Source organism: Pontibacter sp. FD36 (genome assembly GCF_015686655.1).
Taxonomy (GTDB): Bacteria; Bacteroidota; Bacteroidia; order Cytophagales; family Hymenobacteraceae; genus Pontibacter.
In genome coordinates this window covers 146235-160163 of record NZ_JADPMP010000011.1, presented here as the reverse complement: position 1 = coordinate 160163, position 13929 = coordinate 146235, and the positions used below count along the sequence as shown (strand labels likewise).

Here is a 13929-nt window from a genome sequence, read left to right as displayed (position 1 = left end):
CTTTTTTTAGATGCTGCTATTCCTGTTGCAGCTGCTCATTATTCGAGATTGGTTTCTGCAAAGTTATAACAACTTTCTTTAATAATAGTAATGCTATCATAAAAGTTTATTTTGCTTCTTTATTTTTAATCTTTTTACTGTATTTCGGCCAGGTGATGAGCTTATACCTTCTGGCGGGTTTATGCCTTAAAGTAAGCCGGTGGTTAAGTACTTGAGATAAACTGCTGCAGGGGAGTAGTCTTTGAAGCGATGCTGCGCTGCATTGGCTTGTGCAACAAATGGCGTAGCAAGCCGGGTCTATACCTTAGGCGAATCAGAAAAAGAAGCTGTACCTTTGCAATTCGCTGCGACCTTACGTAAAGACCAGTAGCCAATCAGCAAAGCATTATCATGAAGTTCGAAGACTACCGCATATCCGATGAGATCAAAAAAAGCCTGAGTAAGCTGGGTTTCCGGAAGCCAACCGATATACAGTTTAAAGCGATCCCTCCGATCATGAAAGGCGAGGATGTGCTGGCGATTGCCCAGACAGGTACCGGCAAGACGGCCGCTTTCGCTATACCTGTGCTGGATAAGCTGCAGTACCAGATCAACCGCCGTCGCTCCGATGGCATCAAGTGTGTGGTGATGGTGCCTACACGTGAGCTCGCTTTGCAGATCACTGAGGTGTTTGAAGAGCTCGGTCGCCATACCCGCGTGAAGACCTTCTGTGTGTTTGGTGGCGTGGAGCAGGGACCGCAGATCGCCAGGCTGGAGGCAGGTATAGACATCCTGGTGGCTACACCGGGGCGCCTGTTCGACCTTGTGAGCCAGGGCTACATCCGGCTGGAGCGTGTGGAGACACTCGTGCTGGACGAAGCGGATCACATGCTCGACCTTGGTTTCATCCACGACATCCGCCAGTTGATCACCAAACTGCCACGCAAGCGGCAGACCCTGTTCTTCTCGGCCACTATCAACGAAAAGATCAAGGAACTTGCCTATTCGCTCGTGAACAAGCCGGTGCGCATTCAGATATCCCCGAAAGACCCGGTTTCAAAGAACGTGGACCATTCCGTGATGTACGTGGAGATGGACGAGAAGCGATTCTTCCTGGAGCGGGTTGTGAAAGAGAACCCCGATAAAAAGATACTCGCCTTTGTACGCACGCAGGTGCGGGCTGAGCGCGTAGTTGCTGCCATGGAGCGCGTAGACATCGCTGCGATGAGCATCCACGGGGGCAAAGAGCAGAGAGATCGCCTGGAAGCCCTGAAGAAGTTCAAGAAAGGAGAGGTGAAGCTCCTGATCGCCACGGATGTGAGCGCACGCGGCATCGACATCCCGAGCGTAGACTATGTGGTGAACTATGACCTGCCGGAGCAGCCCGAAAACTACGTGCACCGTGTGGGACGTACAGGCCGTGGTATGGCCAAAGGTATAGCTGTCTCCTTTTGCAGTGCCGAAGAAAAGCCAATGCTTGATGAAATACAGACCTACCTGACCAAAGACATAAAAGTGCTGCAGCTCGACCCTGAAGACCGTGAAGCAACCATCGACTTCAGCGCCGAGGCCAAGTTTGACTGGAAAGCCCTGATGAAAGAGGCAGAGGAAACAGAGTCAAAAGTAAAAGCCGCCAAATCGAAGAAAGCGAAAAGCAAGGCTAAAAAGAAGAAATAGTCTAACTGTGTACCCTACTTGCGAAGCCTGCCTGACACATCTGTCGGGCAGGCTTCTTTTATGCCCTTTATTTAGGTATAAATCCAGTCTATTGTTGCATGATTTACGTATAACATAGTATAAACTATTTATAAATACATAGCGGAGCAGCCGTTATTTAATAGAAAGGAGTGTGAGATGAGACGCCGTAGAAGAAGCTACGTTTCAGGATTATTTTTTAATACTGGAAATTATGATGTGCCAACTGTTGATGAGAGCTTCGGCTTTTCCAGACAGTTTACGGACACTGTTAGCCAGGGGCTGATGGATGATGAAAGAGTGGAGCGTGAGCACCAGAAAGAGGATGCCGAAAAAGAACTGGAGCAGAGAAAAACCGATCAGGAAAATCCTGAATTGTAATCGCAGCCAATCAGAGCCCTAACGTACTAGCACCTGAACCCAGAAAGCCCTCAGCTGCATAATGCAGCTGAGGGCTTTCTGGGTTAGATAATCAGCAACTATACCTCACCTGCAGGAAGCCATTGCGGTAAAGTTTGTTCTCAGTCGGGATCAGCTTTAGCTTATGCTCTTCCGTATCAGCAGAAAACAGCGGAATTCCTTTCCCCAGCACAATCGGGATGTATGTCAGGATAATCTCATCCAGTAAGCCAGCATTGAGCACGGTAGCATTCAACTGTCCGCCGCCAATGAGCCAGATGTCTTTACCGGGCTGCTCCTTTAGCTTTTCTATAAAGTCGACCACATCGTCTTTCACAAAGGACACATGCTCCGTGTCTTGTTGATCGGAGCGGCTGAAGACATAGTTTTTCAGGTCAGGGTAGGGGAAGGGCATGTCGAAGCCCATAACCTGCTGGTAAGTCTTGCGCCCCATCAGGGTGGTGTCGATCGTTTGCAGGAAGGCCGTGTAGCCGAAGTCTTCGTCAGGTATGTTGTACTTCTTGTCGTGTAGCCAGTCGATGTTTCCGTCGGGCCGGGCAATGAACCCGTCGGTGCTGGCAGCGATGTACAGGATGATCTTTCTCATAGCGCTATAGGTACGTAAAACCCAAGCTTATGTATAGCCGCTTTTACATATAATTAAAGTACTGCGCTTTTCACACGGTGTTGCTCCCCGGTGCAGCCGTTGTAGCCGATTGCCTGGTTGACGGGGCAATAGCGCAGCATACCCGTAACAATAGGTATAACCCCGATAGCTGACAATGCCTTTATATTATAGTATGCGCCCACTCCGATAATGGCAAGTCCTGCCAACACGCGTACTTTCTGTTCAGTCAATCCAACGTTGCATTCCATACTGTTCTTTATTTAGATTCTTCCTAGTCATACGACAGACATGTGGGCAGATGTTATCATTTGGATGTATTATAACTTGCACAATCACGATATTAAATATACCTTATGGTGACAATGCACGAAATTAACAGAAATAGAGCCTTCTACGCAGCTTGGCGAGTACTCCCGGAAGCGGGTGCCTGGATGCTTGGCTTACTGTTACTGGCTGGTATGGAGCCTGCAGGCAATCATTTGTTCAGCTTGTGTCCCATCAGTTGGGTGTGGCAGGGTGGCTGCCCGGGGTGTGGTCTGGGGCATAGTGTGGCTTATTTATTCAGAGGCGACCTGGCGTCTTCCTGGGAGGCCCACCCGTTGGGCTTGCCTGCTCTGCTTATATTGTGCTGGCGTGTGTTGGAGCTGTTAGTGCAATCACGCAAGTTATACCTGTATCATTCTAAACTATAAACTATGGCTAATGTATTTAATTTAATGCCTGAACTTGAGCCCGATGAGATGGCTTATGTGCAGGGCCTGCTGAACGCTATGTCGGACTACGAGGTGCAGCAGTTTGTTTCTGTTTACAGATCCCGCCGGCGTGAACCGCTGCTTGTGCTCATTACTGCTGTTATCGGATTTTTTGGAGTAGCCGGTGTGCATCGTTTTGTACTCGGGCATGTAGGGATGGGGCTGCTATACCTGTTCACAGCCGGACTGTGTTTTGTAGGTACTATAGTAGATGTGATCAACTACAAGCGGCTGGCATTTGAGTATAATATCAAGGAAGCGCAGCAGGCACACGCGATCGTGATGGCGCAATCAGGCAATTACGGAGACTCCGGCGGATACGGTGTTTAGCTTTTGTTACGGTCGTTACTATTGTTGTTATAACACCCTCCGTATGAAGCAAGCTTTTTCCTGAAAAAAAGAGACCACCTGGAAAGGTGGTCATGCATTGGTTATTCCCTCCTCAGACTACTGTATTCTCAAATGATGTGGCCTTCAAGGTGTTGTAAACGTCATTTTGTGGCTTTCAACGCTGTCTGAGGGCTTTTAAAGGGCATAAAAAAATATTACGAAGAATCTTTGTTAAGGTTTTGTTAAATGATTTTAATATCTATATTTGGAGATAAAAACTATTCTATTATCAAATCTATTTACAACAACCTAACAAAACGAGTGTAGTTTATGAAGAAAGTATTACTACTTAACTTCTTGTTTTTGTTTACAATTTTGGGCCAAGTAGCGGCGCAGAGTCGGACAATAACAGGTAAAGTTACAGGGGCAGGGGACGGAGCTTCCCTGCCAGGAGTCTCTGTAATAGTAAAAGGCACCACCACAGGTACAGCAACTAATGCAGATGGTTCGTTCAGTGTTAACGTGCCTGATGGTGCGAACACGCTAGTGTTTCGCTATATTGGATACGTAGCGAAAGAGGTGGCGATTGGTACAAATGCTTCTATTAATGTGGTGCTAGAACTAGATGATAAGCAGTTATCAGAAGTTGTAGTTGTAGCTTATGGTACTGCAGATAAAGGATCATTTGTGGGTTCTGCTGGTCAAGTTACAGTAGAAAAGATCGCACAGCGTCCAGTGACCAATATATCTAATGCTGTTGCTGGCCAAATCGCGGGTGTGCAAACTAATTCTGGTAGCGGACAGCCTGGTGAGGGACCAGCTATTCGTATCAGAGGTATAAGTTCTGTAAACTCTTCAAATACGCCACTGTACGTTGTGGATGGTGTGCCATACTCTGGGACCTTAGGCAACCTGAATCCAGAAGATATAGCTGATATTACGGTTCTGAAAGATGCTTCTTCTACATCACTTTATGGTTCACGTGCTGCTAATGGTGTTGTAATGATCACAACGAAGAGAGGTACTAAAAACCGTAATGAAGTAAGTTTTAAAGCCCTCCAAGGTGTAGTAACAAGGGCTCTACCAGAATACGATCGTGTAAATGCATATCAGTATTACCCATTAGCATGGGAGGCTTACAGAAACAGCATGCATTACTCAGGTACTAGATCATTGGAAGATGCAAACCGGATTGCCTCTATTGGCGGTACAGCTGCTAACGGTAATAGAATCAATAGTATCTACAATAACTTGGGTTATAATCCTTTTAACGTGCCTAATGATCAGATCGTAATGCAGGATGGTACACTGAACCCTGATGCACGGCTCATCTACAGCGAAAAAGATTTGGACTGGTTTGAACCGCTTTCAAGAACAGGCTCTCGTGGAGACTACGCGGTAACCTTAAATGGAGGATCAGACAAGAGTGACTACTTTGTGTCACTTGGTTATCTTAATGAGAAAGGATTTGTAACTAGATCTGACTACGAGCGTTTTACTGGCCGTGTTAACTTGAATGCTTCTCCAAAGAAATGGCTCAGCACAGGATTAAACCTGTCAGGAAATATTACGCAGTCTAATCAGGCATCTGATGAAAGCTCCTCAGGTTATGTTAACCCTTTCTATTTCGCAAGAACCATGGGGCCAATCTTCCCGGTTTATGCACAGAAACCTGAGACAGGCGAGTTTATTCTTGATGAGGCTGGCAACAAAATTTACGACTTGGGTAATATGAATGAATTGGGTTTGCCAAACCGCCCGGCAGGTGCGAGCCCAGGAAGGCATGTTGTAGCAGAAACTCAGCTAAACGAAGAGCAGGTTAAGCGTAATGTATTAAGCGCTAGGACGTTCGCAGAAATATCTTTCTTGAATAACTTTAAATTCAGAACCAACCTGGCAGGTGATATTACTAATTACGAAGGTATTTCTTATCAAAATACTCTTGTAGGTGATGGTGCTCCTGCTGGACGTGCTAGCAGAACACTTACCACGACATCTAGCTATACACTTAACCAATTATTGTCATACGCTAATACATTTGGAGATAAACATAATGTAGATGTTTTGGTTGGTCACGAGAATTATGACTATAACTACAATTATAACTATGGGTTCCGCCAAGGCGAAGTATTAGCTGGCAATATTGAATTAGACAATTTTGCTTCTGTAAACAGCCTTAGAGGGTATAAACTACAGCATAGAATTGAAAGTTATTTTTCTCGAGTGAATTACAACTTTGATAATAAGTATACTGTATCTGCTTCATTCCGCCGTGATGGTTCCTCTAAGTTTGACAATAGTGTGCGTTGGGGTAACTTCTGGTCTATTGGTGGTGCCTGGAGAATTGACAACGAGACATTTATCACAATGCCTGAGTGGGTTAATATGCTGAAACTCCGTTCTTCGTATGGTGAAGTTGGTAATGACGGTGTTCTAACATCAGGCGGGTCGCTGGAATATTATCCTTCTCAAGGTTTATATGGTAGTGGACCGGGCTTTAATAATGGTGCTGAGCCAGGATTCCTGCTTTCTAATCTTGCTTCACCAAATCTTACATGGGAGTCTAGTGGCAGCTTCGATGTTGGATTAGATTTTGCTCTGTTTAGTAAGCTAAATGGTCACATCGAGTTCTTCAACAGACAGTCTTCAAACATGCTCTTCCGTGTTCCTCTTCCGGTTTCAAGTGGTGTACTTGATCGTAACCTGAACATAGGAACTATGTACAACCGAGGTGTTGAAGTACAGTTGTCAGCAGATGTTATTGAGCGCGATGATTTCGGATGGAATGTCGATTTTAACTGGACTGCTTTGAAAAACCGCATTACTAAAATGCCAGAAGGGCAGGAGGAAATTATCAGCGGAACGAAAAAGCTGAAAGAAGGTAAAGATTTGTATGCTTATTGGCTGCGTCAGTGGTATGGTGTTGACCCTGAAAATGGTAATCCATTATACTTGGCTGAGACATATAACCCGACTAATAGCAAAATTCTTGCAAATGGTGACACTGTAACTACATCTGTAAATAATGCAAGATTTGATTACTCAGGAAGTGCCATCCCTGATTTTACAGGTGGTATCACAAATACATTCAGGTATAAAAACTTCTCCTTGTCAATTCTAGCTACCTATCAGGTAGGAGGTAAAATGTATGATGGATCTTATGCTACATTGATGACACATGGCGCTCAGTATGGCGGTGCTCTTCATAGCGACATCCTAAACAGATGGACTCCTGAGAACCCAAACACAAATGTGCCGAGACTTGATGTAAGCAATGCACCAGATTTCGCTGCGGGAACATCTAATCGCTGGTTGGTTGATGCATCTTACCTGAACATTAGAAATGCTACTCTGACTTATAGCGTACCAAGTTCAATTTCATCAAGATTCTCAATTCAAAATGCTAGAATTTACGCTTCTGGCGAGAACTTGCATCTATTCTCGGCTCGCAAAGGGATGAACGTAGGACAGTCATTTACTGGTGTTACATCCAACTCCTACACCCCGGCACGAGTGCTTTCATTAGGCTTAAACGTAACTTTATAATTACGAAAAATGAAAAAGTTTATATATAGTTCACTAACAGCTTGTATGTTAGTTTTCGCTTCATGCGATAAAGATTATCTGGAACTGCGCCCGACTAATGCGGTGTCTGACCAGGATGTTTTTACAACAACTAAGAATGCCTGGGGTGCTATAAATGGTATACACAGGTCTTTGTACTTCCAATGGGGGAATATGGACCAAGCTGGACAAGGTGGCGCCATGGTCCATCTGGATATGCTAGGTGAAGATGTAGTTATGACTTCAGCTGGTAACGGCTGGTTTAACTCAACTTATCAATGGCAGCTTCACCGAAATGCTAATGCCAGTTCGGTGAAGTGGTTGTACTACATGTACTACAGAGCTATTGTTAATGCCAATAACATTATCGAGAACATTGATAATGCAGAAGGTCCAGAAGCAGAGAAAAATGCAATAAAAGGCCAAGCCTATGCCTACAGAGCCTGGGCGCATTTTAATGCCGTACAACTTTACGCTCAACGTTATGATGCCAATGCAAAGCCAAACTCTCAGTTAGGAGTTCCGCTTTTAACGACTGCGACAATTGAGCCTCAACCACGTGCTACAGTAGAGGAGGTATACGCACAAGTTAATGCAGACTTGGATCAGGCAATTGGATTATTGACTACCACTCGTAGTAACAAATCACATTTAAATATAAATGTAGCCAAAGGCATTAAAGCACGTGTAGCTCTTACCATGCAGGATTGGGCTACTGCTGCACAGTATGCAGCAGAAGCAAGAACAGGTTTTGCTCTAATGTCTAATGCAGCTTATACAGCTGGCTTTAACAGCGCAAGCAATACTGAGTGGATGTGGGGGAGTATTCAGCTTGACGATCAGCAAACATACTTCCACTCTTTCTTCGCTTTTATGTCAGCTAATTTCAATTCTACGAATATTAGAACAAATCCTAAGGCAATAAATTCTGCGCTTTATGATAAGATATCTGCAACAGATGTTCGTAAGCAGCTATGGGATCCAACTGGAGCAAGCATTCCTGTGCCGCCGAATGGAGAGAAAAAACCATATGCAAATAAGAAGTTCTTAGCAAAGAGCTCTAGTTTAAGTGTAGGTGACGTTCCATTGATGCGTGTAGCGGAGATGTATTTGATTGAAGCGGAAGCTAAGGCACGTTTAGGACTATACGCTGAAGCAGCAGATGCATTATATCCACTAGCGAAAAATAGAGATGCGGCTTATGAGAAGTCTACTCTTACAGGTCAAGACCTTATTAATGAAATCATGACGCAACGTCGAGTAGAACTTTGGGGTGAAGGTTTCCGCTTCCTTGATTTGAAACGTACCAACAGTCCGCTTGACAGATCAGGAGCTAACCATAACTCTTCTTTGGTTGGCAGTAGAGCTTGGACTGTGCCAGCTGGAAGCATCGAATGGCAGTTCTTAATTCCCCAAGATGAAGTCAATGCTAATCCAAACATTGAACAGAATCCTCTATAATTATAAATTAAATAGAGGCTAAAACTGCTTTCAATGATTTAAAAATCAAAAAAAGTAGAAAGAACAATAAAAGCGGTATAGAGCTACTCTGTACCGCTTTTATTGTTTATAGCTAGTGATAACTTCTTATTCTTTTCTATTTTTTTAGTTCTATTCAATAATTAACATAAGGTCATATGTCAACCCTTGCAAAAAAATTTAAAGAGAGTTTTCCAAATTAGAATAAATTCAGTTTTAGCTAAAACATTCCCATTTTATAGATTTATCATTATGTCATACTTAAAACTTGAAATTGATACAAGTAAATTCATGCATTAGAGTGATGAAATAATCAAGTGAATCAGGAAGTAAAAGAAAGAATTTATAGGGTTGTAATAAATAAATACATACATCCTTTTAACAGAAGATGAATATTATAGAATCCACTAATTAGGGAATACAAATTTGTCAAATTATAAGCTTTTAAGATGAAAATTTTACTTATATTTGAAAATAAAACTATTCTATTATCTAATCTATTTTTCAACAACCTAACAAAACAAGTGTAGTTTATGAAGAAAGTATTACTACTTAACTTCTTGTTTTTGTTTGCGCTTTTGGGCCAAGTAGCGGCACAGAGTCGGACAATAACAGGTAAAGTTACAGGGGCAGGGGACGGAGTACCTCTTCCTGGGGTATCTGTAGTTGTTAAGGGTACCACTACTGGTACAGCAACTAATGCAGACGGTTCATTTAGTGTTAACGTGGCAGGAGATGGCAACACGCTTGTTTTCCGTTATATTGGCTATCTCACAAGAGAAGTAGCTGTCGGAAATAATAATAACGTGAATGTTTCACTTGAACTGGATAATAAACAATTGTCTGAAGTAGTGGTCGTTGGTTATGGTACTCAAAACCAAAGAGTTAGTACTCAATCGGTTGCTACTGTAGATGCATTGTCCTTTAAAGATACCCCATTGACCAGCCCACAACAATTGCTACAGGGACAGGCTGCGGGTGTTCAAATGACCAACTCTTCAGGTGTATTGGGAGCAGCAGCAAATGTACGAGTTAGAGGTACTTCCTCAATTACTGCTGGCGGTCAGCCACTTTATGTGGTTGATGGAGTTCCTTTAAATGATGGAAGTTATACTGCATCTGACCAAGGTGGTAGCGCTGCTCTTAATCCTCTAATCAATATCAACCCTAATGATATCGAATCTATGAGTGTATTGAAAGATGCAGCAGCTGTTGCTATTTACGGCTCAAGAGGTGCTAATGGTGTAGTGTTGATCACTACCAAATCTGGTTCAAAAGGACAAAAAACACAGGTTAACTTCGACTATTTTACAGGTGTATCTGAAGCAACAAACCAGCTTAAGTATATGTCCGCTGAGGAGTATAGAACATTCAGAACAGATGTTGCAAAAGCAAGAGGAACTGCGGTACCTAGCTTTGGTAACGGAGTAGATTCGTATGATTGGGTAGACGGAGTAACTCAGAAGGGTAGCATAAACTCTTATAGCCTTTCTGCTAGAGGAGGGAATGATAAAACTACTTTCTTCATTGGTGGCCTCTATTCTGATGAAACAGGTTTTACTATTGGTAACGAGTTGAAAAAACTTTCCGGGCGATTTAATCTGGCGCACAATGTATCTGAAAATGTTAAGGTAGGTGTGAATTATAGTATGTCAAACTCTGACATGCGACGTGTGGGCGTTGAAAACAGTACTGCTGCTCCATTAACTGGTGCTTATCTGCAAAGCCCTTGGGTTACGCCATACGGTCCTGACGGAAATTTCCAAAACACAGGATTTATTGTGAATTCAATAGCACAAGATGCACTTACTAGAAATGATTACAATTTAGTAAGGAGCACTGGTAACGTCTTTGCTGAAGTAACATTCCTGAAAGATTTCAAATTTAGATCAGACTGGGGTATAGACTTTGTTGAGTCAGATTCTAAATACCGTGATCCAGATATCCTTAGTCCAGGTGGTTATGGTTACAGGTCAAACATTGCTGATAATAAGTGGTTAACTACTAACACGTTAAACTACAATAAGTTTTTTAACGGACATACGATTGGTGTATTAGCAGGACATAGCTTTGAAACTTCGCGCATGGATAACATGCTGGTAGAAGGTTCTGGTTTTGCGAGTGATGATTTACCAAACGTGGGTTCAGCAAGTACACCTCTTACAACAAGTGCTACAGGTTCTGAGTGGGCACTTGAGTCATATTTTGGTCGTGTGAGTTACGATTATAACAGCAGATACCTATTAGAGGGTACTTTGCGTAGAGATGGTTCCTCTAGATTTGGCGCAAACAATAAATATGGTACATTCTACGCCGTAGCTGCTGGTTGGATCTTATCAGAAGAAAGCTTCCTGCAAAATGTAAGCTTCCTAAATTTCCTAAAGCTAAAGGCTAGCTATGGTACTTCAGGTAACGATAGGATTGGTAACTTCGCGTACCTAGGGCTGTTCGCCGGCGGTAGTGGAGCCGATTACAACGGTAAATCTGGTTTGATTCCAACTACTGTTCCTAACCCAGATTTAAGATGGGAAGAAACTGCTCAGCTAGACGTTACTTTGAACGCAACTGTGTTTGACCGTTTTGATATTGAGGCAAGTATTTACGAAAAAAATACGATAAGCCTGCTAGCTAGCCAACCTTATCCTTATACAACAGGTTTTGCCAGTGCTACTAGAAACGTAGGTGAGATGAGAAATCGTGGACTTGACTTGATGCTGACAAGCAGAAATATCAAAACTGCAGATTTTGAGTGGACAACTTCATTAAACATGGGCTTCTTAAAGAATGAAATGCTTTCATTACCTGATAACAAAGATCCAGAAGGAAGAAACTTTATTTCAGGAAGTTCTGCACAGCGTGCTATTGAGGGAGAGAGTCTGAATACATTCTATCTAGTTAGATATGTTGGTATCAACCCCGAAACTGGCAATGCTGAATGGCTGGATAAAGATGGTAATGTGACAACAACTTACTCAAGCGCAAATCGCGTTGTCGTAGGTAGCGCAATACCAGACTTTACAGGCGGTTTCACTAACAGATTCAGATACAAGTCATTTGATCTTAATACATTCTTTAATTTCTCTTATGGAAATAAAGTCCTAATTGATGGTCTACGCTTTACTGAAAACATGACAAGTGCATATAATAAGAGTACCGACCTCCTAAACTACTGGACTCCTGAAAATAGAAATGCATTTGCTCCAGCGCTTAATAGCCCAACTCTTCCAAACTTCGCGCAGTTGTCTACACTTCATCTGCAGGATGGCTCATACTTGAGATTGAAAAATGTAACCCTTGGTTATACTCTTCCGGAGAATATTGTGAGCAAAAGCAAAGTGCTTTCTTCAGCTCGCATTTATGTTATGGCACAAAATATTTGGACTTTAACATCAAAAGATTTCAGAGGTCCAGACCCAGAAGTTTCAGCTAACGGAGGCTCTAACCTAGTGGCAGGTGAATCTTTCTTTGCTCTACCACAGCCACGATCAATCACAGGCGGTGTTAACCTAACATTCTAATAACGCTTAAATTCTAATAGAAATGAATAAGAAACATATATTAAAAGCATTAGGGTTTTCCTTGGCATTAGGGCTTTTCGCTTGCGAGGATAAACTTAATGAATTAAGGCCTGAGCAGGACTTAACAGAGGAATCTGCTTTCAAGAACGAGGCTGCCGCCATGAGTTCTTTGTTTGGTGTATATAGTACAACTCAGAACTACGAAATCTTTGGAGGATTGTCTCATATCATTGGAGACTTCCACGCAGATAACGTTCAGTTTATTGGATCTTTCCCTACTTTACAAGAAATCCAAAACTTTAACATTGTAGGTGCAAATTCCAGTATACAAGCACTATGGCAAGTTCACTACAGAGCGATTACAAGAGCTAATAATGTTATTGCGAAGGTGCCAACTGTTGTGGACCAAGGTTTCACAGATGCTGAAAAAGCTCAAGTAGTTGCTGAAGCGAAGTTTATAAGAGCGTTGCTTTATTTTCAGATGTCCAATTTCTTTTCTCAGCCCTACCAGTTCAGTGGAGGGGATAATCTGTCAGTACCATTAGTGTTAGATGCTTTCTCAGGTGAAATTACTTATCCTGAAAGAGCTACCCTAAACCAAGTTCATGCTCAGATCGAGAAAGATCTGCAGGAGGCCATTCCAGCCCTTAAAAATGCTGCTGATTTTGGTGATCCTTCGGAGGCACGCGGCAGAGCAACAGTTGGAGCTGCTCAAGCCCTGCTATCCAGACTATATTTATATAGAGAGAACTGGTCCCAAGCAGAGCAAAATGCAAGAACTGTCTTAAATAACGGTTCTTACAACTTGGCTACAGACTACTCTTTCTATAATGCGAATACTTCTGAGGATGTGTTTACAATTCAGAACTCTGCTATTGACAACGGTCGTACAGGAAGTGGTGGACTCGCATCATATTACCGACCTGCTGCAAACGGTGGCAGAGGTGATGCTGCTTTTTCGCCGGAATTTTTAGCATCATACGAAACTGGTGATAAACGTCTTTCATCGCTAAGCTCCGTAGGAGTAGGTGCTGATGGTGGTACCTACACATTCACTACTAAATACCCTGATGCAGTAAATAATGCAGATAACGCTCCTATTATTCGTACTACAGAGGTAGTTCTTACTTTAGCTGAGGCAATAGCGAAGCAGGCAACAACGGTGTCAGGTGCATCTGAATCAATACAACTACTTAACAGATTAAGAGTTAGAGCTGGATTAGCGCCTTATACAGTTGAATCATTTTCTAATTTGAATGGCTTGGTTGAGGCGATACTTGATGAAAGACGTAAGGAGTTAGCATTCGAAGGCCTACGCCGAATGGACCTACTTAGATATAAAAAACCTCTTAAAACAAATGGGGAAGGCGCCAGCAAAGCTGTATTTGGTGGAGATTTAACAATTCTTCCAATTCCTCAAAGAGAGCTAGACATTAATCCATCATTAGTACCGAATCCTGGTTACTAATATTTTTTACTATTTCAACAAAAAAGGCCGTCTGAAAAGACGGCCTTTTTTGTTGAAATAGTAAAAAATATTAGTATATCAGTACTAAGAAAAATCTCAACTGCTTTAATAACTTTT

Annotated in this window: 10 protein-coding genes; 8 read left to right on the top strand and 2 right to left on the bottom strand. The window is 42.7% G+C overall.

The genetic code is table 11. The features are described 5' to 3' along the window. Positions 1–390 precede the first annotated feature (390 nt). Both I0P70_RS16505 and I0P70_RS16500 read left to right on the top strand, forming a co-directional pair. Entirely contained in the window at positions 391–1656 is a 1266-nt protein-coding gene (locus I0P70_RS16505) for a DEAD/DEAH box helicase (protein ID WP_196120099.1), read from the top strand. A 177-nt stretch (positions 1657–1833) separates the two neighbouring features. Further along, positions 1834–2055 carry a hypothetical protein gene (locus I0P70_RS16500; RefSeq protein WP_196120097.1) on the top strand — a complete coding sequence of 74 codons (222 nt, stop codon included), beginning with the start codon at positions 1834–1836 and terminating at the stop codon, positions 2053–2055. A 91-nt stretch (positions 2056–2146) separates the two neighbouring features. Here the strand turns inward: I0P70_RS16500 and I0P70_RS16495 are convergent, their stop codons facing one another. Both I0P70_RS16495 and I0P70_RS16490 read right to left on the bottom strand, forming a co-directional pair. Further along, on the bottom strand, positions 2147–2680 hold the full coding sequence (locus I0P70_RS16495) for a dihydrofolate reductase family protein (RefSeq protein WP_196120095.1): 534 nt from the start codon (positions 2678–2680) through the stop codon (positions 2147–2149). 53 nt (positions 2681–2733) lie between these two features. Continuing rightward, entirely contained in the window at positions 2734–2949 is a 216-nt protein-coding gene (locus tag I0P70_RS16490) for a DUF2892 domain-containing protein (RefSeq protein ID WP_196120093.1), read from the bottom strand. Between the two features lie 105 nt (positions 2950–3054). Between I0P70_RS16490 and I0P70_RS16485 the strand changes: the two genes are divergently transcribed. The 6 genes from I0P70_RS16485 to I0P70_RS16460 all read left to right on the top strand — a co-directional run bounded on the left by I0P70_RS16485 (position 3055) and on the right by I0P70_RS16460 (position 13812). After that, positions 3055–3393, top strand: coding sequence for a DUF2752 domain-containing protein (locus tag I0P70_RS16485; protein ID WP_196120082.1), 339 nt, complete (start codon positions 3055–3057; stop codon positions 3391–3393). A 3-nt stretch (positions 3394–3396) separates the two neighbouring features. Continuing rightward, the gene (locus tag I0P70_RS16480) at positions 3397–3783 is read left to right on the top strand and encodes a TM2 domain-containing protein (protein WP_196120080.1); all 387 of its coding nucleotides are present in this window, start codon (positions 3397–3399) and stop codon (positions 3781–3783) included. A 330-nt stretch (positions 3784–4113) separates the two neighbouring features. Further along, entirely contained in the window at positions 4114–7329 is a 3216-nt protein-coding gene (locus I0P70_RS16475) for a TonB-dependent receptor (protein ID WP_196120078.1), read from the top strand. A 9-nt stretch (positions 7330–7338) separates the two neighbouring features. Beyond that, complete coding sequence (locus tag I0P70_RS16470; protein WP_196120075.1) at positions 7339–8808, top strand: RagB/SusD family nutrient uptake outer membrane protein; 1470 nt, start codon at positions 7339–7341, stop codon at positions 8806–8808. Between the two features lie 551 nt (positions 8809–9359). Further along, complete coding sequence (locus tag I0P70_RS16465; protein WP_196120073.1) at positions 9360–12344, top strand: TonB-dependent receptor; 2985 nt, start codon at positions 9360–9362, stop codon at positions 12342–12344. A 22-nt stretch (positions 12345–12366) separates the two neighbouring features. Further along, positions 12367–13812, top strand: coding sequence for a RagB/SusD family nutrient uptake outer membrane protein (locus tag I0P70_RS16460; protein ID WP_196120071.1), 1446 nt, complete (start codon positions 12367–12369; stop codon positions 13810–13812). Positions 13813–13929: the final 117 nt, after the last annotated feature.

Coding starts and splice junctions, on each gene's coding strand:
- I0P70_RS16505 (WP_196120099.1), top strand. CDS start 391: ATGAAGTTCGAAGACTACCGCATATCCGATGAGATCAAAAAAAGCCTG.
- I0P70_RS16500 (WP_196120097.1), top strand. CDS start 1,834: ATGAGACGCCGTAGAAGAAGCTACGTTTCAGGATTATTTTTTAATACT.
- I0P70_RS16495 (WP_196120095.1), bottom strand. CDS start 2,680: ATGAGAAAGATCATCCTGTACATCGCTGCCAGCACCGACGGGTTCATT.
- I0P70_RS16490 (WP_196120093.1), bottom strand. CDS start 2,949: ATGGAATGCAACGTTGGATTGACTGAACAGAAAGTACGCGTGTTGGCA.
- I0P70_RS16485 (WP_196120082.1), top strand. CDS start 3,055: ATGGTGACAATGCACGAAATTAACAGAAATAGAGCCTTCTACGCAGCT.
- I0P70_RS16480 (WP_196120080.1), top strand. CDS start 3,397: ATGGCTAATGTATTTAATTTAATGCCTGAACTTGAGCCCGATGAGATG.
- I0P70_RS16475 (WP_196120078.1), top strand. CDS start 4,114: ATGAAGAAAGTATTACTACTTAACTTCTTGTTTTTGTTTACAATTTTG.
- I0P70_RS16470 (WP_196120075.1), top strand. CDS start 7,339: ATGAAAAAGTTTATATATAGTTCACTAACAGCTTGTATGTTAGTTTTC.
- I0P70_RS16465 (WP_196120073.1), top strand. CDS start 9,360: ATGAAGAAAGTATTACTACTTAACTTCTTGTTTTTGTTTGCGCTTTTG.
- I0P70_RS16460 (WP_196120071.1), top strand. CDS start 12,367: ATGAATAAGAAACATATATTAAAAGCATTAGGGTTTTCCTTGGCATTA.